At 71.4% G+C, this 20,273-nt stretch carries 10 protein-coding genes and 2 pseudogenes; 8 read left to right on the forward strand and 4 right to left on the reverse strand.

Annotation, left to right across the window (positions count from 1 at the left end; translation table 11 throughout):
• The 4 genes and pseudogenes from gnd to ACLGIH_RS05385 all read left to right on the forward strand — a co-directional run bounded on the left by gnd (window position 1) and on the right by ACLGIH_RS05385 (window position 4,529).
• Window positions 1-882, forward strand: coding sequence for a phosphogluconate dehydrogenase (NAD(+)-dependent, decarboxylating) (gene gnd, locus ACLGIH_RS05370; protein ID WP_416524058.1), 882 nt, complete (start codon window positions 1-3; stop codon window positions 880-882).
• 51 nt (window positions 883-933) lie between these two features.
• Window positions 934-2,397, forward strand: a complete 1,464-nt coding sequence (locus ACLGIH_RS05375; RefSeq protein ID WP_416524059.1) for a membrane-associated oxidoreductase — start codon at window positions 934-936, stop codon at window positions 2,395-2,397.
• Window positions 2,398-2,504: 107 nt separating this feature from the next.
• A pseudogene (locus ACLGIH_RS05380) lies at window positions 2,505-2,687 on the forward strand (TetR/AcrR family transcriptional regulator); the annotation flags it as partial.
• Window positions 2,688-2,759: 72 nt separating this feature from the next.
• Window positions 2,760-4,529, forward strand: coding sequence for a hypothetical protein (locus ACLGIH_RS05385; RefSeq protein ID WP_416524060.1), 1,770 nt, complete (start codon window positions 2,760-2,762; stop codon window positions 4,527-4,529).
• On the opposite strand, the gene ACLGIH_RS05390 is transcribed toward ACLGIH_RS05385, so the two are convergent.
• Complete coding sequence (locus ACLGIH_RS05390) at window positions 4,513-6,618, reverse strand: tetratricopeptide repeat protein (protein WP_416524061.1); 2,106 nt, start codon at window positions 6,616-6,618, stop codon at window positions 4,513-4,515. The two genes, ACLGIH_RS05385 and ACLGIH_RS05390, sit on opposite strands and share 17 nt — an antisense overlap.
• A 271-nt stretch (window positions 6,619-6,889) precedes the next feature.
• Between ACLGIH_RS05390 and ACLGIH_RS05395 the strand changes: the two genes are divergently transcribed.
• Window positions 6,890-7,399: a hypothetical protein gene (locus ACLGIH_RS05395; protein WP_416524062.1), complete on the forward strand. Its 510-nt coding sequence runs from the start codon at window positions 6,890-6,892 to the stop codon at window positions 7,397-7,399.
• A 129-nt stretch (window positions 7,400-7,528) separates the two neighbouring features.
• Here ACLGIH_RS05395 and ACLGIH_RS05400 read toward each other — a convergent pair whose 3' ends face one another.
• Window positions 7,529-8,071 (reverse strand): SMI1/KNR4 family protein, encoded by a 543-nt coding sequence (locus tag ACLGIH_RS05400; protein WP_416524063.1) that lies wholly within the window; start codon window positions 8,069-8,071, stop codon window positions 7,529-7,531.
• Window positions 8,072-8,134: 63 nt separating this feature from the next.
• Entirely contained in the window at window positions 8,135-16,780 is an 8,646-nt protein-coding gene (locus tag ACLGIH_RS05405) for a golvesin C-terminal-like domain-containing protein (RefSeq protein ID WP_416524064.1), read from the reverse strand.
• Window positions 16,781-17,137: 357 nt separating this feature from the next.
• Here ACLGIH_RS05405 and ACLGIH_RS05410 point away from each other — a divergent pair.
• Window positions 17,138-17,245 (forward strand): annotated as a pseudogene (locus ACLGIH_RS05410) (DUF3291 domain-containing protein); the annotation flags it as partial.
• Between the two features lie 137 nt (window positions 17,246-17,382).
• Window positions 17,383-18,612 (forward strand): serine hydrolase domain-containing protein, encoded by a 1,230-nt coding sequence (locus ACLGIH_RS05415; RefSeq protein WP_416524065.1) that lies wholly within the window; start codon window positions 17,383-17,385, stop codon window positions 18,610-18,612.
• Between the two features lie 83 nt (window positions 18,613-18,695).
• On the opposite strand, the gene ribA is transcribed toward ACLGIH_RS05415, so the two are convergent.
• Window positions 18,696-19,355, reverse strand: coding sequence for a GTP cyclohydrolase II (gene ribA, locus ACLGIH_RS05420; RefSeq protein WP_416524066.1), 660 nt, complete (start codon window positions 19,353-19,355; stop codon window positions 18,696-18,698).
• 101 nt (window positions 19,356-19,456) lie between these two features.
• On the opposite strand from ribA, the gene ACLGIH_RS05425 reads away from it, so the two are divergent.
• On the forward strand, window positions 19,457-20,257 hold the full coding sequence (locus ACLGIH_RS05425) for a creatininase family protein (RefSeq protein WP_416524067.1): 801 nt from the start codon (window positions 19,457-19,459) through the stop codon (window positions 20,255-20,257).
• Window positions 20,258-20,273 lie beyond the last annotated feature (16 nt).

Genomic DNA, 20,273 nt, shown 5'->3' on the forward strand with positions numbered 1-20,273 from the left:
ATGCAGATCGGTCTTGTTGGTCTCGGCAAGATGGGCGGCAACATGCGCGAGCGCCTGCGCAACGCCGGCCACGAGGTCGTCGGGTACGACACCGACCCCGAGCTCTCCGACGTCGACAACCTGGTGGAACTCGCCGACCGGCTGGCCGCGCCGCGCGCGGTCTGGGTCATGGTCCCGGCCGGCGCCGTCACCCAGAACGTCATCGACCAGCTGGGGGGCATCCTCAAGCCCGGCGACACCGTCGTCGACGGCGGCAACTCCCGCTGGACGGACGACGAGAAGCACGCCGAGGAACTCGGCAGGCGCGGCATCGGCTTCGTGGACGCGGGCGTCTCGGGCGGGGTGTGGGGCCTGAAGAACGGCTACGCGCTGATGGTCGGCGGCGACAAGGAACACGTCGACCGCCTGCGGCCGATCTTCGACGCCCTCAAGCCGGAAGGCCCCTACGGCTACGTCCACGCGGGCAAGGTCGGCGCCGGCCACTTCGCGAAGATGGTCCACAACGGTATCGAGTACGCGCTGATGCAGGCCTACGCCGAGGGCTGGGAGCTGCTGGAGAAGGTCGACTCCGTGGACAACGTCCGGGAGGTCTTCCGCTCCTGGCAGGAGGGCACGGTCATCCGCTCCTGGCTGCTGGACCTCGCGGTGAACGCCCTCGACGAGGACCAGCACCTGGACAAGCTGCGCGGCTACGCCGAGGACTCCGGCGAGGGCCGGTGGACGGTGGAGGCGGCCATCGACAACGCGGTGCCGCTGCCGGCGATCACCGCGTCGCTGTTCGCCCGGTTCTCCTCCCGCCAGGGGGACTCGCCGCAGATGAAGATGATCGCCGCGCTGCGCAACCAGTTCGGCGGCCACGCGGTCGAGGCGGCGAAGAAGTAAGAAGAAGTAACACGTTGACGTCACCGGCCGGTTCGGGTCAGAGTCCCCGCGATGGAGATCAACGACCTGACACCGGCCGAGGCGCGCGTCTGGCGGGCGTTCGCCACCGGGGAGGCCGTGGACTTCCGGTCCACGGACGAGGAGGACGCCGCCGCCGGCCGGGCATGGGGACCGGAGCGGACGGTGCGCGCCGCCGTGCTGCGGAGGCTGCTCCTGGCGGGCCCGCAGCGCGACGGTGAGACCGCCTCGCTCAAGGTGGCGGGCGCGCGGATCACCGGCGCGCTGGAGTTGCAGTACGCGACCGTCGACCACCCTGTTCGGCTGCGGCACTGCCACTTCGACGAGGCGCCGAGGCTGTACGCCGGGCGGCTGCGCGAGGTGAACCTGAGCGAGTCCGTCCTGCCCGGGCTGATCTCGCACGCGGTCCGGGTGGACGGCGTGCTGCGGCTGACCCGCACCCGGTTCAGCGGCATGGTGCGGCTCGGCGGGGCGGAGGTCACCGGAAGCCTGTACCTGGAGAGTGCCGAGATCCACGCGCCGAACGCCGAGGGGCCGGTGCTCCAGCTGAACCAGGCCGCCATCGGCGCCGACCTGTGGGCGCCGGGGCTGCGCGCACGCGGACACGTCCGGCTTACCGGGGCCGCCGTCGCCGGAGCGCTCAACCTCAAGGATGCCGAGCTGGACGGGGGCGACGGCTCCGCCCTGGACGCGCAGAACCTCGTCGTGGGCTCGGGCGTGGCTGCAGCGTGCCTGCGCGCCCGCGGCCGGCTCGATTTCCGGGGTGCCCGCATACCCGGCACCCTGGACCTGCTGCACGCCCGGCTGTCCCACCCGGGCGGGACGGCGCTGCGGGCCAGCAGCTGTGTCATCGGGGAGCTGTGGCTGCGGCGCGGCGAACGGATCGAGGGCGCCCTCAATCTGCGCCGCTCCCAGATCGACATGCTCACCCTCGACCCGGAGAAGCTGCCGGACGAGGTGTATCTCAGCGACCTCACCTTCACGGCGCTCGCCCCGCAACTGCCGGCCGAGCGACGACTGCCGATGCTGGAACGGGACGGCGACGGTTACGTGCCCTACGCCTACGAGCAGTTGACGGCCGCTTACCGCAGGCTCGGGGACGACGGCGCGGCCCGTCGGGTCCAGCTCGCCAAGCAGCGCCGGCACCACCGCACCCTGCCCTGGTACGGCCGGGTCTGGGGCCTGCTCCAGGACGCCGTGGTCGGCTACGGGTTCCGGCCGCTGCGGGCCGGCGCCTGGCTGCTGTCGTTGCTCGCGGTCGGCTCCGTCGCGTACGGCCTGCACCACCCGCCGCCGCTCAAACCGGCCGAGTCGCCGGACTTCGACCCGGTGTTCTACACGCTCGACCTGCTGCTGCCGGTGATCTCCTTCGGCCAGGAGAACGCCTTCGCCCCCGAGGGCTGGTACCAGACGCTGTCCTACCTGCTGATCATCACGGGCTGGATCCTGGCCACGACCGTCGCCGCGGGCGTCACCCGGAGCATCAGCCGTCAGTGAATCCGTCGGCGGCGTCCAGCGTGTGCAGGGGCGGGCCGACACCGGAACCGGCCTTCTCCAATCACCGGCACCGACCCCGCCCGCAGCAGGAGGACCCGATGACCGGCGTCGACGCGGTCGACCTGCAGGCGGTGATCAGCGCCTTCTGCCTCTTCCGGGTCTCCAACCGGCACACCTTCGGCGCGCTGTTCGGCCGCGACCTGGTCGACCCCGCCCGGCGGGAGCGCTACCGGGCGATGCCCGGGAACATGGTGATCGCCTGCCTGACGGCGGAGCGCACCGCGGACTGAGGACGGCGGACCACCACCGGCGTTGACTATTGTTGCCCGATCACGCGCGACGGGACCGGGAGGCGGAGGGACGTGACGGGGGCTGCCGGGTGGATACGGGTGCCGGTCGGCGACGACGCGGCGCGGTGGGCGACGCGGGGGCGTACCCGCAGGGTGCTCCTCGTCGTCCACAACGTCACCGCCGCGACCCGGCTCCTCGACGTCCTGCCGCTGTTCCACGACGACCTCAGGGTCCAGGTGCTCGCCACGTGCCCGGGGTCGTCGGCGTTCCGGGCGGGGCTCGATGAGCTGCTGGGCGAGGTGGGCGTACCCGTGCTGCCCTGGGAACAGGCCCTGTCGACTCCGGTCTCGTTGGCGGTGTCGGCGAGCTTCGGTGGCCAACTCCGGGCAGTACAGGGCAAGTTGATCGTACTCTCGCATGGCGTCGGATACACTAAGAGGCTGGCGAGGCCGGATGCCGGATGCCGGATGCCGGATGCCGGACGCCGGACGCCGGACGCCGGAAGCCGGAAGTCCGCGCCGGTGTTCGGGATGTCGCCGGAGTGGCTGCTCGCTCCGGACGGGCGGCCGGTCGCGGACGCGCTGGTGCTGTCGCATCCCGAGCAGTACGAGCGGCTGCGCACCGTCTGCCCCGACGCCGCGCCCACGGCCGTGCTGGCCGGGGACCCCTGCTGGGACCGCATGCTGGCGGCCCGCCCGTACCGCGACCGCTACCGCCGCGCCCTCGGTGTGGGCCGGGGCCGGCGGCTGGTCGTCCTCAGTTCGACCTGGAACCCGGAGTCGCTGTTCGGCGACGGCGGCGGCGATGACGTGCTGCCGTCCCTACTGCCCCGTCTGGCCTCGGAGTTCCCGGCCGACGAGTACCGGCTCGCGACCGTCCTGCACCCCAACGTCTGGCACGGCCACGGCCCCGGCCAGATCCGCGCCTGGCTGGACCGGGCCCGCCGCTCGGGGCTGGCGCTGATCGACCCCCTGGACGGCTGGCGGCAGGCACTGGTCGCCGCCGACGCCGTGCTCGGCGACCACGGGTCGGTGACCTACTACGCCGCCGCGCTGGGCACGCCGGTGCTGCTCGGCGCCGCTCCGCTGGCCGGCCTGGACCCGGCCGCGCCGGTCCACTCCTTCGTGCGCGCGGCACCCCGGCTGGACCCCGCGCGTGCCCTGCGCCCGCAGGTGGAGGCGCTGCTCGCCGGACATCGGCCGGGGTCCGCGCCCGCCCGGTTCGTCAGCTCCGTACCCGGCGAGTCGGCGGCCCGGCTGCGGCGCCTCTTCTACGGCTTCCTGGAGTTGCCCGAACCGGACACGCCCGCCCGGCTCGAACCGCTGCCGCTGCCGCCGTACGAGCCCGGTACGACGACCGCGCCGCTGACCGTGATCACCCGGCTGCTGGGCTCGGGCGAGGTGGCGGTCACACGGTACGCGGCGGACGCGGGCCCGTGTCCGCCGCCGGACGCGGGCGCAGAGGCGCACATCGCGGTCCACGAGGACACCCGCGAGACGGACCGACTAGCCCTCGCCGACGTGGTGTTCTGGGACGGCGCCGCCGACGACCCGCGCCTCGGCCCGCCCGCGCAGTGGACGGCGGAGGTGCTCGGCCGGCACCCGCACTGCGCGCTCGCCGCCCGCGTCACCGGGCCGGGTACGTGCGTCGTCCGGCCCCGGGGCGGAGCGCTGCTGCGCCTGACGGCCGGGCCCGGCGCGGGCGCCGACCCGGCCGCCTACGCGTCGGCACTGCACGCGTGGCTCGCGGCGGGCAAGGCGCCGGACGAACTGTTCGAGCGCGGCCTGACGGTCCGGACGGGCGCGGCGGCGCACCCGGTGACGGTCACTCCGGCGGGCTGACGCAGCGTTCCCGCAGCACTTGGAGCCGGGCCACGTGGTAGACGGCGTTCTCCCGGCCGAGCGCCGCCAGCGCCTCGTCGATCAGCGGCAGGGCGGTGTCCCGCGCGCCCCCGTCGAGGTGGGTCTCGGCGAGGTCGGTGAGGGTGCGGGCGGTGTTGTACGCCTCCCCGACGGAGCGGAAGAAGCCGAGGGCGTGCTCCAGCCGGGCCACGGCCTCGGTACGGCGTCCGAGGCCGCGCAGGGCCCGGCCGCGGTGTCGTTCCAGCAGGGCGCGGGCGCGCGGCAGGTCGGCGGCGCCCTCGTCACCGGGGCCGACGGCGTCGAGGATGCGGCCGGCCTCCTCGAAGCGGGCGTACGCCTCCTCGAACCGCCACTGGCGCAGCCGCAGCAGGCCGAGGGACTCGACCGCGGAGGCGTGACCGCGCGGGTGTCCGGCGGCCTGCTCGTCGCGGGCGGCGGCGCGTGCCTCCGCCTCCGCCTCGTCCCAGCGGCGGAGTTCGGTGAGGGTGTGGGCGAGCTGGGCGTGCAGCGCGCCGGCGGTGCGGGTGCCGGGGGCGTGCGTGTCGGCGGTGCGGGCCCCGGCGCGCAGGGCGGGCAGCAGGGTCTCGTGGTGGCCGGCCTTGAGCTGGAGCGGCCACAGGGCCCGGCTGAGCAGCAGGACGGTGTCGGCGTCACCGAACTCCTCCGCCGCGTGCACCGCTTGGACCAGATTGGGGGCCTCGGCCGCGAGGGCGGCGACGGCCGCGCCGCGGTCCGGGAAGGTCACGGGCGAGGGCTCGGAGGGCACTCGCCAGCTCTCCGGGAGCGCCGCGCGCGCCGCGCCGACCGCCAGGTCACGGTAGTGGCCGACGACCCGGGTGACCGCCGCCGAGCAGGTGGCGATGCCGTCGGTGGCGGCGGCCGTGCGCTCGGCGTGGGCGCGGACGGCGGGCCGGTAGTGGTGGCGGCCGGTGTCGGTGCGCTCGACGAGCAGCGCGTCGGTGAGTTCCGCCAGGTGCTCGGCGGCCTCGGACTCGTCGGTGTCGGCGGCGCGGGCGGCGGCAGCGGCGTCCAGGGCGGGCCAGTCGCGCAGTCCGGCCAGCCGGTAGAGGCGGGCCGCGCCGGTGGTGAGCCGGTGGTAGGAGTCGTCGGCGGCGGCGCGGACCGGGTCGCTGTCGGGCACGTCGGGGGCCTCCGGGTGCGCGGGCGTCGGGTCGGTGAGGCGGGGTGCGGCGGCGCGCAGGGCGTAGGGCGAGCCGGCGCAGCGGTCGAGGACGGCGGGCAGCGTGGCGCGGGCCGCGGCGAGCGCGGGTTTGCCGGCCAGGTCGGTGAGCAGCCGCACGGCGTCCCGGCGCGCCAGCGGACCGACCGGGATGCGCAGCGCGTCCAGGCCGGTGAGCGGCTGCCGGGCGACGACGACGGTGAACACGCCCGGTGCCGCGGTCAGCAGCGGCCGCACCTGCGCGGCCGAGCGGGCGTGGTCGAGCACCAGCAGCAGCCGTCGGTCGGTCAGGCAGCGGCGCAGCAGCCCGGCGCGGTCCTCGGCGGCCGGGGGTATCTCCTCGTCGGGCACGCCGAGGCCGCGCAGCAGGGTGCCCGGGGCCGCCTCGGGGGCGAGGGTGCGCAGATCGGCGTAAAGCTGGCCGTCGGGGAAGCGGGCGGCCTGCCGCCAGCCCCAGTGGACGGCGAGCGTGCTGGTGCCGATGCCTTCGGGGCCGTACAGGAGCGCCAGCCGGGGGCGGCCCCGGTGGGCGCGGGTGGCCTCCTTGTCGAGGAGGCGCAGGGCCTGCCGGCGGTCGGTGAAGAAGCGCGGCGCGGTGGGCAGGCAGGGGCGGTCCGGGCCGGCGGCGGGGCCGGAGGTGCGCACGCCCCGCGCGAGCTCGGCCCAGGCACGGGCCAGTTGCGGATCGTCCCGCACGCGGTCGTGCACCAGGCGTGCGACGTCCTCGAGTTGGCCGGGGGTGGTGGGTGCGGGCACCTCGCGTCCGGTGATACGGCGGACCAGTCCCCCGGCGGACTCCCAGGCCCAGCGGCCCGCCTCGTTGGCCATGCCCGCCCCGACGGCTCCGAGCACCGCGCCGATGGCACCCACCGAGATCGGATCCAGCATGCCCGCACTCCCCCGTCCGTGGCTCCAGCCGTCCACACAGAGTAGATCAACCCCTCTCGATCGGGGTCTCCGACGCAAGCGGGCGGCGCGGCTCCGGCCGGCTGTGAGGGACCGCCTCGCCACGGGGGCGCCCGCTCGCTCCGCCGAGACCGGCGATCAGCCCTGGCGGGGGTCAACTCCACTGCTGTATAACGCATTTGCGAAGCGAGCCGAGAGAAGGGCGCTCATGTCCGTGAGTGGAGACTCAGAGGGTACGGCGGGGCCGGAGCGCTTGGAGGCGGATGACGCAGCGGACGGAACGGCGCAGCCCGCGGGGGCCGAGGAGGCGGCCGGCGCGCAGGCCGCGGCCCCCGCTGGTCGGGCCCGTCGGCGGGGCGTGCTCGTCCTCGCGGCCTTGCTGCTGGTCGGCGCAGGGATCGGCACCTACGTCGTCCTGGGGTCCGGCGACGGCGAGCCGGCCGGCAAGGAGGCCGGACCGACGGCCTCCGTGACGTACGAGGTGACCGGGACAGGCGTCGCCTCCCTCTCCTACCGTGGCGCGGCGGACAAGGCTGTCGTGGTCCGCGACGTGGACCTGCCGTGGCGGAAAACGGTCGACGTGCCGCTGGGCGAGAAGCCCGTCGTCCAGGTCACCCTGGGCGAGCAGGGCGGCGACGCCCACTGCACCCTCGCCGTCCGTGGCAGGCAGGTGCAGAGCGCCACCGCCTCGGGCGCGTTCGGGCGCGGCACCTGCAGCGGCGAGTTGCCGGCTGCGCCGGATGATGCGGATGCCGGGCAGTGAGGCGACCCGGCACCGGGCCCGTGACCGGCCGCTGAGCCCATAGCAGGCAGAAGGCCCGGACCGCGATCGGTCCGGGCCTTCCGTTCACCCTTTCACGGGCGGCGCGTGCGCCCTTTCACGGGCGGCGGGCTACCCCAGCTTCTTGAAGGCGGCCTCCCCCCGCTCCCAGAGGGTGACGTCCCCCAGCGGGCACTCGGGGAAATCGCCCCGCAGCAACCGGGTGAGGAACTCCGCCATCCCGCAGTCGTAGCGGCTGAACTGGATCTTGCCGCGGTTGAACACCAGGACCGGCCATGCGGCCGGATCCTCCCCGGAGGCGTCCCAGCACATCAGGTCGGCGCTGGCGGCGGCCCCCCAGGCGATCAGCCGGGGGGAGGCGCCCTCCAGTTCGGGGATCTTGTACGCGTCCGCCCAGGTGTCCTCGGCGTTCCCCGTCTCCTCGACCATCCCGTCCCAGCCCGCCTCGGACAGCGGTGCCTTGGGCTGCGGTGCGAGGACGACCAGGAAGTCCTGGACGACCCCGGCTCCGTACACCTCCATGAACCGCCGGTAGTCAGGCGGGAACGGCCGGCCCCAGGACTCGGCCATCCGGTCCCAGTCGACGGCCCTGCCGCCGTCCTCCGGCGGCGGCATCAGCCGCAGCAGGGCGTCCACGTCGGCTGCCGTGCTCATCCGTTCTCCTCTCCGTGGGCCGCCATGGTGTCGGTCGCTCTCCTGTGGCGGGTCGGTGGCCGGTCATGGTGTCGATCCTGTCGGGACGGGTGAGCCGCCCGAGGACTGCGTACCCAGGTTGTCCCCCGTCTTCAGGGTGTTCGGGATGAAGGTGTTCAGATTGATCCCGACCGTGCCGTCGGGGTACACACCGTACGCCGTCAGGGTGAAGCCGGTGGCGACGGTCCTGTTCCCCTCGTAGACGGGCGTCACCGTGTACATCACGTGCTGGCCGGACATGACCGCGTCGTACACCTGCTTCTCGTAGCTGTACATGTGGTCGTCGCCCTGACCGGAGCCCCGCTGCTTGGCGTTGGCGCCGCGCGAGCAGGTGGCCAGGTTCCGCGCGTCCGTGCCGGACCCGCTCAGCCTGTTGCCGAGCAGATGGCAGTTGTTGATGTTGGTCTGCGCGACCAGGCCCTTGCTCTCGGCGAACTCCTGTGCCCACCGGTAGCCGGGTGGCAGCACGCTGGAGCTGGTCGGGGTGCCCGAATTGCTGTTCAGGTACTCCTGGGTCAGGCAGGCCTCGACACCGGTGGCGCGGTTGCCGTTGGCCCTGTCCGTGTCCTGGTAGTGGACCCAGCCCTCGCCGCAGTTGCCCTTGCTCTCGTCGGTGGAGTCCGGCACCGGGCGCGGCCGCGGAACCGGCTTCGGATCGGGCGCTGGCTCGTCCTTGGTGTTCTCCTGCGTCGCCTCGTCGATCTTCTCGGAGACGTACTCGACCGCCTTGACCGCCACATAGGCGACCACCACGGCCACGGCCACGACCGCCACGGCGGTCAGCGCCGCGGAGGCGATGGCGGCGAGCCCGAGCGCGGGGAGCGCGAACGCAAGGTGCCCGTCGATCTCCACATTGCTGATCGGGTTGCCGCCGGTGAAGGCGTAGCGGTTCCCGGTGAACGGATCGCTGCCGAGGGCCAGGTCGGCCAGGGCGCCGTTGAACATGTCCCGGGTGGTGAAGCGGTTCAGACCCGGGTCGTAGTCACGGAAGCCCATGTCGTACGTGCCGGAGTTGGTGTCCCACCGCTTGGAGTTGTAGCGGTAGGGGTTGTACTCCTCCTTCTCCGGGTTGGCCGGGTCCGGCTTGTCGATGCCCGTGTACTCCGACGTGTCGGCGTTGCCGTAGGCCGTGTAGCCGTAGGTGGCCTTGGTGTTGCCGTCCTTGCCGGTCAGCGTCTCGACGTCGGTGTGGCTGTTGTAGCCGTAGTAGCCGTCCTCCTTCGTCCCGTCGTCGTTGTGCTTGACCTGCGACAGGCGCTCGCCCCACGGGCTGTACTGGTAGGACTTGGTGAGCTTGCCGGCGACCTCCTCGGTCAGCACCTCCTGGGACAGGCCCAGGTAGTGGTAGTCCGTGGTCTTGCCGTCGGCGGTCTTGGAGGTCGTGCGGTCCAGCGGGTCGAAGGTGTACTTCGTGGACTTCATCGCGCCGTCCGGCCCCCGCTGCTGGGACTCGATGACGTGGTCGAAGCCGTCGTAGACGCTCCGCGACTGGATCTGCCCGTCGCGGGTCACCGACTCCTGCCGGCCCAGCGGGTCGTAGGTGAAGGAGGTGACGGCCCCGGCCGTGGTCGAGGTCTGCAGCCGGTTGCGGTCGTAGCGGAAGTCCGTCGTGACGTCGGCCACCGTCTGCTCGATGACGTTGGCGTTGTCGTCGTGGACGTAGGTCTCCGTGGTCGCGCCGTTGCCGGTCTTGACCGACTTGGCGATCCGGTCCACCGGGTCGTAGCTGTACTCGGTGGTGGACTCGAGGTACGCCGAGTGGTCGTCGGCGTTCATCTTCTTCGACACGTCCTTCGCCTTGTTGCCGTTGGCGTCGTAGGCGTAGGTGTGCGAGGCGACCACGGTGCCGCCGGCCTTCTTCTCCACGGAGGTCTTGAGCGCCCCGTCGTGGAAGTAGGTGTGGTCGACGGTGTTGCCGTTGTCCTTGACCTCCCGCAGCACCTCGCCGCGGTCGGTGTAGGTGTAGCGGGAGACCTTCGGGCCGGGGTCGGTGGGCGAGGTGCCCACGGACACCGTCTTGACCTTGTCTCTCAGGTCGTAGGTGTACTTCGAGAACTGATCCGGGTGGGTGACCGTCTCCGGCAGGTCGTTCGGGTCGTAGGTGTAGGTGGTGGATGTCCTCTCCTCGCCGACGAGGGACTCGGTGATCTTCGAGACCTTGTTCACGGCGGTGTAGGAGAGGGTGTACTTGTCGACCTCCGCGCCGGGTGACAGGTCGTCGATCAGCGAGAGGTTGTCGTTGAGGTCGTAGGCGTAGCGGAAGTGGTGCTTCTCCGCGTCGACCTCGCCGGACAGGTCGCGGACGAGCTTGACCCCGTCCGCCACGACCGTGCCGTCCGTGCTCTGGAAGAGCTCCAGCTCGGCCGTGTTGCCCTCGGTGAAGTCGAACGAGCCGAGGCTCACCCAGGCGCCCGCGCCGCTGGACTGGTCGACGGTCTTCTCGACGCTCCCGGTGGCATGGGTCAGCTTGTACCTCGCGGTTTTGCTGGCCCCGCTCACCTGCGGGAACTTCACGTACGCGGTGTACTTCCCGCTCTTGGGGATGTTCAGCGTCCAGGTGAACGAGGCCGTGCCGCTGCCGGCCGCGTGGGTCCGGTGGTCGTACCCCTGCTGGCCGGTCCGGCTGCCCGTGCTCCAGGTGCCGGTGGAGCTGGTGTGCTGGAAGTCGGAGTTGTCGACGAGCGGGACCGCGGTGCCCACCGGCACGCCGTCGTCGGTCTTCTCCTTCAGCTTGCCGTTCGGGTAGTACGTCCAGCCCATGGTGCGGCTGACGTCGCCGTCGGCCGAGGTGAGCGTGCGGGACGTCTGCAGACCGACCTCGTTGTAGTCGTAGCTGGTCTTGATGTCCCACGGGTCGGTCGAGGTCTTCGCCCACCCGTTGTCGTAGTACGTCTGCACCGTGTCGTTGCGGACGGTCTGCCCCTCCGACGGCGGCAGCGAGGTCTTGACGACCCGGCCTGCCGCGTCGTACAGGGTCTCGGTGTAGACGTTCGGGTTGTTGTAGCGGCTGTCCGCCGGGTCGTACGGCAGGTACTTCTTGACCGGACGGTTCAGCGCGTCGTACTCGGTCCGCGAGGCGAAGTCCTGCTCGTCGGCCGTCGCCGTGCCGCGCGGGGTGACGGTCCGGGTGAGGTTGCCCACCTGGTCGTACTCGTAGCGCGTGGTCCGGTGGACGACGCCGGAACCGGTGCCGTCGTGCGGGACCTTGACCTCGGTCCGCTTGCCCCGCTCGTCGTAGCTGATCAAGGTGGTGTTGCCCAGCTGGTCCGTCTCGGAGACGGGCAGTGAGTCCTTGTCGTAGCTGCGCGAGGTGACCTTGCCGGCCGCGTCGGTGACCTTGGTGACACGGTGGTCCAGGTCGTACTCCATCCTCGACGCGAAGTCCGCCGGATCCGCCGTCCGGTTCTTCTTCGGGTCGACGACCTCGATGGTGTTGCCGACCGAGTCGTACCGGTAGGAGATCTTCTCGCCGAGGGCGTTGACCGTGTCGGTCAGCTGGTAGATCTCGTCGTAGTGGTTGGTCGTGGTGAAGTCGTCAGGATCGGCCGTCACCACGCCCTTCGGCTCGGTCGTCGTCTTCAGATGGCCGGTCTTGTCGTAGGTGTACGTCGTCTTGCGGTCCGGCGCGGTGGCCGAGTCCTTCGGCGCGACGGCCTCGGTGATCTGGTCCGCCGCGTCGTAGACCGCCGTCGACACCGCCCCGTTCGGCGCGGTGGCCTTGGTGACGTTGTCGTTGGGGTCGTACTCCGGGGCCGGCGTGGTGATCAGGTCACCCTTGGCCTGGTCCTTCGGCTCGGTGCGCACCATCGGGCGGCCGAAGGCGTCGTAGGTCTGGGTGGTCCTGAAGCCCAGCGGGTTGATGACCTCCCGGACCTTGCCGCGGTCGTCGTAGGTGTACTCGGTGGTGTTCTCCAGCGCGTCGGTGATCTTCTTCGGGTAGCCGGTGGGACCGAACTCGCTGTTCTTCGTGGCGTTGCCGTTGGCGTCCGTCGCCTTGGACAGCTGACCGTACGCGTCGTACTCGTAGCGGGTGGTGTAGTCACCGCTGTCCGGGGTGGAGACGCCCTTCGGGTCGACGACCGTGGTCAGGTTGCCGAAGTCGTCGTAGCCGAAGTTCCAGGTGCGGCCCTGCGGCGACGTCTTGCGGAACAGGTCGGACGAGTAGCCGTCCAGCCGCTTGACGTACTCGAACTGCTGGGAGTTGGCCGGGTACTTCCCGGGCGCGCAGTCGCTCTGCGGAGGCACGCCCGCCTCGTTGTACACGGCCGTGCGCTTCCACAGCGGGTAGCCGGTCAGCGGGTCGTAGCAGTACGCGGTCCTGGCGCCGTTCGCCTCCTCCATGTACGTGACGTTGTTGTCCGCGTCCCAGGCCAGCTGGGTGGTCTGGTTCTTGGCGTTCGTGGACCGGACCGGACGGCCGTAGTCGTCGGTCACATACGTCGTGGCGTGGCCCTCGGCGTCGGTGACCTTCGTGGAGGTGTGGCGGGTGTTGGCCGAGTCGGGTGCGTAGACGAAGTCCGTCCGGCCGCCGAGCCGGTCGGTCAGGGTCTGCGTCCACCAGTGGTACTTCGGGTCGTCGCCCTCACGCGGGTAGTAGTACGCCAGGCCGGTCGCGTGGTTCCGCGGGTCGGTGACCTTGACCAGCTTGACGTTCTTGTTGCCCTGGGTGGCGTCGTAGGCGAAGGTGAAGACCTTCGGCTGGCTGGAGCCCGCGCCGTCCGTGACCTTGGTCAGCAGGCCCTTGTCGGAGTACTCGAAGGTCAACCGCCGGCCGGAGATGTCGGTGACCGTCTTGAGGTGGTCGACGATCTTCGGGTTGGACGTGTCGCTCTTCGTGAAGTACGTGGCGGTCAGCGACTGCCTGCCCGCCGGGTCGGTGAGGTACTTCAGGAACTTGGTGGGCTTGTTGTTGGACTTGCGCTCCTCGTACGTGAACGTCTGGGTGTTGCCGTTCTTGTCCACCGACGACGTCAGATAGCCGTCGCAGCCGAAGAGGAAGCGCGTGCCGTCGGGCTTGGTGAGCGTCCACGCGTCGGGGACCGGGTCCTTGGCCGGGGTGCAGTCCAGACCGGGCTTGGCCGAGAGCCTGAAGTGCACGCCCGCAGGGGCCTTCCAGGTGCCGTCCTCCTGCTTGCGGAAGACGTGCGTGGTGCCGTCGCCGTCCGGCAGCCGGATCTGTGTCGGGCGGGGGTTCGGGTGGAAGTCCAGCGGGGTGCCGAGCCGGATCGGCCCGGCCGCCTGCACGGACCAGCCCGCTCCCGCCACCGTGTCCGAGGTGTCGAGCGAGTTGTAGGCGAGGCGAAAGAAGGTGTTCAGTCCGCGGCCCGGGTTGTTGAAGACGTTGTACTGCCAGACGGAGTTGCCGGCGGCGGTGCTGGTCATCAGCGACGAGCCCGCGCCGGTGTTGATGCCGTTGTAGGAGTAGAACTTCTCCAGACCCAGCTGGTCGGACGTCGGGTCCTCGACGGCGACGTTCTGTCGCAGGCCGGCGATGCCGTCCGTGCCGGACACCCAGGTGTCGGCCACCGTGTCGCGGACGTCCCAGATCAGCGCGTAGTCGGTGCGCTTGTTCCCCGAGTCGGAGTTGACCGGGGTCTTCACGACCGCACGCAGGGTGACGGAGTCACCGGGCAGCAGGTCCTCCGGCAGTGCCGTCCGCACCTGGTTGCCGCCGTTGGTCACGTCCGTGCCGTCGGGCAGCTCCCACCGGTAGGTCAGCACGTGCCGGCCGGCCTGCCAGGTGCCGCGGGTGGTGTTGGTCAGCGTGACCTCGACCGTGTGGTCGGAGTTCGGGGTCATCCGCGCCGGGGTCTTCGGCGCGTAGTACGTCGAGTCCGTGGTGGAGTCGATGTAGGTGACCGCGAGCCGCGGCTTCAGCCTCGGCTCCACACCCTCGGTGGAGATGAACAGGCTGCGCTCCTGCGCACCGGCCTCGTCCGCCAGCTTGACCATGACGCCGTGCCGGCTCTGCGGGTCATCGACCCAGCCCTGCACCATCGAGGTCACGTTCCACTCGCGGGCGACGGGGTCGTTGGTGAAGTTGCCGACACTGGCGACCGCGGCGCCCGCGTCGCCGCCCGCCGTGGTCCACGACGTGGTGGAGTCCGCTTTCTGCCAGGTGGCGTCGGCCTCCTGGAAGTCCCGTGTCAGCGGCCGCAGTTCGTACTGGGCTCCGGCGCCCGCGGTGATGGTCGTGAACGACCACATCTTCACCTGGGCGTCCACCACCCGGGCGGTGGAGGGGATGCCCAGCGCCGGGAACCGGGCCACGGCGCGGCTGGTGCCGTAGGTGCGGGAGCTGTTGCCGACCATCAGCCAGGGGTGGGCGACACCGGCGTCCAGGATGGTGTCGTGCGGCTGGGCCGGCTGGTTCGCGGTGAGGGTGGTGTCCTGGGACGCCTCCACCAGCTTGGTGATCCGGCCCGCCTTGGGCAGCCGTACCAGCTGGGTGGGCGCGGGAATCACCCGGCCGTCGCGGGTCTTGACCGCGACCATGTAGTAATAGGCGCGGCCCAGCGGATCCGGGTCGTCCGCCCGGGTCGGCACCGCGGAGGTGTCCGTGTAGGTCCGGGTGCCCGGGGCGACGGGGGCGACCAACGTGGACTGCGACGGGGTGAAGTTCTGGAACACCGAACGGTGCACCTGGTACTCGACGATGTCGTCGCCCAGGTTGGCGGACGGGTCCTGGTAGGCCGACCAGCTCAGGTCCGCGCCCGTGGCGGAGATGGTCTCCGGCGGCGCCAGGTTCGCGCCCTGCCGGCCGAAGGTCAGCACCAGCCGCGGGTAGTTGATGTGCTCGCCGCCGTAGGCGTACTCGCTGCCCTCGTACCGGGGACCGCCCTTGGGGCCGGTCGCGCTCTCGTCACCGGCCTTGATGACGAAGCCGTAGTTGGGGTGGGTGCCGTCGATCCACTGCTGGACGGTCTTCGTCACCGCAAAGGTGTGCCAGACGTTGGACTCCTCCGGCTTCTTGGTGACGACGCCGCCCTTGGTGAAGCGCACCGCGTCGGCGATCACCGCGGTCGAGGTGGAGGCGGGCCCGTCGCCCAGCACCACCTTGCCCAGGGTGCCTGCCTTGAACGGGTGGGAGCCCAGCGTCTTCCACACGCCCGCCGAACCGGCCGCCTGATCGACGGTGTAGGTCTTGCTGCCGCCGTCGTAGGTCACGGTGTACGGCGCGCCGCCGGCGCGGTCCCCGGCGGGCACGTAGTGCGCCTCGACCTGGTAGGTGCCGTCCTCCGGGAGGCTGGGCTGCCAGGTGTAGGTGTCGCCGGCGACCGAGTCCTTGTTGTACAGGTAGTCCTTGTTCACCGCGTACTGGGTGTACGCGGTGTTGCCGGAGGCCGGCCAGGCGCCCTTGGCGGCGGTGGTGCCCGTGTCGCCGTCGTCGACGACCACGGACGTGCCCGAGAGCTCGCCGGTGATGTCCTTGGCGCTGTTCCACGTCGCGGTGTCCTCGCGCCAGTCGGCGGTGGCGCGGTGCGCCTCCAGCCGCACCTCGTCGGAGCTGGTGGTGTGCGTCTGGTCGAAGTACAGCTTCAGGTCGGCGGAGTCCAGCTTGGTGCCGGAGGGGATCCCCGTGACGGGGAACCGCAGCAGGGCGCGGGAGCTGCCCGTGCTGGTGTTGCCGACCGAGAGCCGCCAGCTGGTGTCGTAGTTGTCCTCCGGACCGTCCGAGGAGATCATCACGTCCTGCGCCTGGGACGGCGGCGGCGCGATGGCGATCGTCGGGTCGATGGTGACCGGGTACTGCCGCGCGGGGGCGGCCAGCCACTTCGCGTCCGGGGTGACGGTCACCTTCCAGCTCTTGCCGTCACGGCTGAGCCGCTGGCTGACGGACGTGCTGTGGGCGCTGCCGTACGGGGACTCGGCGTCCTTCCTCGCGTCGGTCATGAAGGCGGGCGGGAGCTCGAGCACCGGGGAGTCGCCCTCGCCGTACAGGAGGATGGAGCCGTCCTTGGCGGCCTTCGGGGTCAGACCGCCGGTGTCGAGGGTGAAGGTGAAGGCCACCGGGCCGGCGGGGCGTTCCCGCAGGACGATGTTCTCCTTCACGCGGCCGGGTCCGACCTCGTACACCAGGTCCGCGTTCTTGACCGCGTTCCGGTAGGTAACGGAGTTGCCGTCGGCCTTCGGCGCGAGCTTGGCGGCGCCGCCTTCCAGGCCGAGGGTGACGACGTGGCCGTCGGTGGCCTCGAAGCGCACCAGCCGCTGCGGCTGCGTGCCGAAGTAGCTGCGGCCGGTGTTGGTGGTGTTGGCGAAGGCGTAACCCGGCTTGTCGGCGGCCTCGATGCCCGTGTCGATGGTCTTCCAGCTCTTGCCCGACCGGTAGGCGGTCGGCACGGCCGAGACCTCGGCCTGCACACGCCCGTCGGACATCCGCCAGTAGCGGGCGTACGGGGTGCGCTTGCCGGTGAGCTCGGCGACCCGTTCGGCTTTGGGGGCCTTGGCCCCCTTGGGGAGCTTGTCGCGGCTCGGGAGGGCCGGCTGCCCGCCGGTCGCCGGCTCCTCGGGCCGGTCGTTCCCGTCGTCTCCGTCGTCTCCGGAGAACCAGCCCTTGATGGTGTCGCTTATGGCCTTGCTGTCGATGCTCGATGACGAGGCGGCATAAGCCGCTTGCGGTATTAAGGAAACGACGACCGCGGACGTCACCGTCAGGGCTATGGTCCGCATCGGTCTCGCTCGCCGTGATCTGTGTCTCACGCCATCCCCTCTTCGCCTGCGCGCGATGCACCGCGCGCAGAGCATTCCGGCACAAAAAAAGTTCGCGGCGTCAGTCGCGAACTCGGCTGTTGTGGTGCATCTCAGGGCATGGGGGGTGTGAGCACCCCCCATGTCGGGGAGGGCTCGCCGCATCGTGCGCCGATAACGGTGAAGATTGTCGACGGACCGCCTTGTACATGTCAACTACCGTGCGGCTGCGGGCATTTGACGAACCGAACTGCAACTTCGACATGGCCTGCAGAGGCAGCTACCTTCACCTTGCCTTCGGCGGGTGCCCATCAGGCATCCCCGACCAGGCAGAGACGCATGCCCGACCTTGCTCTGTACACATTCGGCGTCCTGAAGTCACCTCTCGCCGATCCCGCACCTCTCACGCGGGAGTTCTACGACATCGGTGCGGCCGTCCACCGGCAGACTGGTTCTGCGCGGCGGGTCCGGCCTCGCCGCTCCTCGACGTCTGCCACGCTCTGTTCGAGGAGGCGGCCGGGGAGTCTGAGGCGGCGTGATCGGGGTAGGCCGGACGCAGCACCATCAATGACGGAGGAGAGCGGATGGCAGGACTGCGGCAGGAGGCCGACCCGACCGAGGCGGGACTGGACCCGAAGGCGCTGGACCGGCTCGACCGGCATCTGGCCGGACTCGTGGACGACGGCCGCCTCCCGGGTTTCCTCGTGGCCGTCGCCCGCGGCGGGCGCGTCGCCCACCTCACCGTGCACGGCCTGCGGGACGTCGCCGCCGGGCTGCCGGTCGAGACCGACACCCTGTGGCGGATCTACTCGATGACCAAACCGGTGACCGCGGTCGCCGTGCTGATGCTGGTGGAGGAGGGCCGGCTGTCCCTGGACGACGAGGTCGCCCGGTACCTGCCCGCCTTCGCCGAGCCGCGGGTGTACGTCGAGGGGGACCCGCCCGACGTCGTCACCCGGCCGGCCGACGGCCCGGTGCTCGTCCGGCACCTGATGACCCACACCGCCGGCCTGACCTTCGGCTTCTACCACACCCACCCCGTCGACGCGCTGTACCGCGCGGCGGGGCTCGAGTCGTCCGTGCGGCCCGGCGCGGGGCTCGCCGAGACCGTCGACCTGTACGCGAGCCTGCCGCTGCAGTTCGAGCCGGGCACGCAGTGGAACTACTCGGTGGCCAGCAATGTGCTGGGCCGGCTGGTCGAGGTGGTCGGCGGGCAGCCGCTGGACGTGTACTGCGCCGAGCGGATCTTCGGCCCGCTCGGCATGACCGACACCGGCTTCCAGGTCCCGGACGAGCGGGCCGGGCGGCTCGCCGAGCTGTACGGCGAACGGGACGGCGGCGGCATCGAGCCGGTCCCGGGGCTGCCGCTGCGGGGCCGGCCGCGGTTCCTGTCCGGCAGCGGCGGCCTGGTGTCCTCGGCCTACGACTTCCACCGGTTCATGGAGCTGCTGCGCCGCCGCGGCGAACTCGACGGCACCCGGCTGCTCGCGCCGTCGACGGTGGACCTGATGACCCGCAACCACCTCCCCGGCGGCGCCGACCTGCGCGCCTTCGGCAGCCGTCCGGCGCACGACGAACCCGGCAACGACGGCGTCGGCTTCGGCCTCGGCGTCTCCGTGGTCATCGACCCGGACCGCACCCAGGCGCCGTCCGGGCTCGGCACGTACGGCTGGAGCGGGGTGGCGACGACGACGTTCTGGATCGACCCGGGCCGCGATCTGACCGTGCAGTTCATGAGCCAGGTACGGCCGAAGTCCTCGAACGGGGTGTTCCGGGACCTCAGACGACTGGTGCACGAGGCGCTGACGGACTGAGCGGCCGATCCCGGCCGATAGGGGCCGGCCCCGGCGGAGCGGCGCCGGGGCCGGCGGCTCGGGAAGCCGCGCCGGGCGGTGGCTCAGGACAGGTGCGCCACCGCGTCCAGGTGGGGCAGGTGGTGGTCCATCCGCTCCCGTTTGGTGCGCAGATACGTGATGTTGCTCTCGCACGGCGGGATCAGCAGCGGCACCTGCTCCGCGACCTCGATGCCGTTCCGTGCCAACGCCTCCCGTTTCGCCGGGTTGTTGGACATCAGGCGTACCGACCGCACGCCCAGGTCGTCCAGGATGCGGGCGGCCACGCCGTAGTCGCGGGCGTCCACCGGCAGGCCGAGAGCGACGTTGGCCTCCACCGTGTCCAGGCCCTCCGCCTGCAGGGCCATGGCGCGCAGCTTGGCGAGCAGGCCGATGCCGCGGCCCTCGTGGCCCCGGAGGTAGACGACGACACCGGCGCCCTCGGCGGCCACGGCGCGCAGCGCGGCGGCGAGCTGGTCGCCGCACTCGCAGTGCCGCGAGCCGAAGGCGTCCCCGGTCAGGCACTCCGAGTGCAGCCGGGTCAGCACGCCCTCGGCGCCGAGGTCACCGTGGACGAGGGCCACCTGCTCGTCGCCGCGCTCGTGGTCGTAGTAGCCGACCGCCTGGAATGTCCCGTACACCGTGGGCAGCGGGGCGTTCACGACGCGTTCCACGTCCCTGCGCTGCGGTGCCTTCGTGCCGAGTATGCCAACTTTTTCTGTCATCATTTTCCGAGTTCCTCAAAGGGGAGTTCCGGGACTGGCCGACCGGACTGGGAATCCTGAACGGGGAGTTTCTGGTGGGCGAGATGAAAGGCCGGGCGGGAATGAGCCGTTCACAGACACAGACGGCCCTGGTGCCGGCGGACACCACCGACGACGTGCGCCGGCGGGGGGCGGAGCAGCGGCGGCAGGTCGCGGTCCTGCCCGTCGGCAGCTTCGAGCAGCACGGCCCGTACCTCCCGCTCGCCACCGACACGCTGGTCGCGTGTGCCGTCGCGCGGGAGATCGCCGCCGCTCATCCGGTGCACCTGCTTCCGCCGGTGACCATCTCCTGCTCGCACGAGCACGCGGCCTGGCCGGGGACCGTCAGCATCTCCGCGGCAACCCTGCACGCGGTGGTGCGGGACATCGCGGACTCGCTGCGCCGCTCGGGCGTCGAGGCGCTGGCGGTGGTCAACGGCCACGGGGGCAACTACGTCCTGGGCAACGTCGTGCAGGAGGCCTCCGCGCGCGGTGAGCGCATGGCGCTGTTCCCGGCCCCGGAGGACTGGGAGGAGGCGCGGGTGCGGGCCGGTGTGGTCACCTCGCTGCTCACCGACATGCACGCGGGGGAAATCGAGACCTCCGTTCTGCTGCACGCCCATCCGGAATTTCTCCGGCCGGGGTACGAATCCTCCGACTTCGTCGCGGACGACCGGCGTCATCTGCTCTCCCTCGGTATGTCCGCCTATACCGATTCCGGTGTCATCGGACGTCCTTCACTGGGTTCGGCGGAAAAGGGGAAGCAACTGCTGGCGAGCCTCGCGGAATCCTTCGGCGCGTGTTTCTCCCTGCTGACGGCCCCGGACGGCGGGGAGTCGGGCAGCGGGGGCGCGGAGGGCCAGGCGGGCCGCGACCGGTCGTAGTGCCCGGCCGGCGGCT

The sequence above is a fragment of the Streptomyces hamibioticus genome, from assembly GCF_047946815.1.
In the GTDB taxonomy this organism is placed as follows: Bacteria; Actinomycetota; Actinomycetes; order Streptomycetales; family Streptomycetaceae; genus Streptomyces.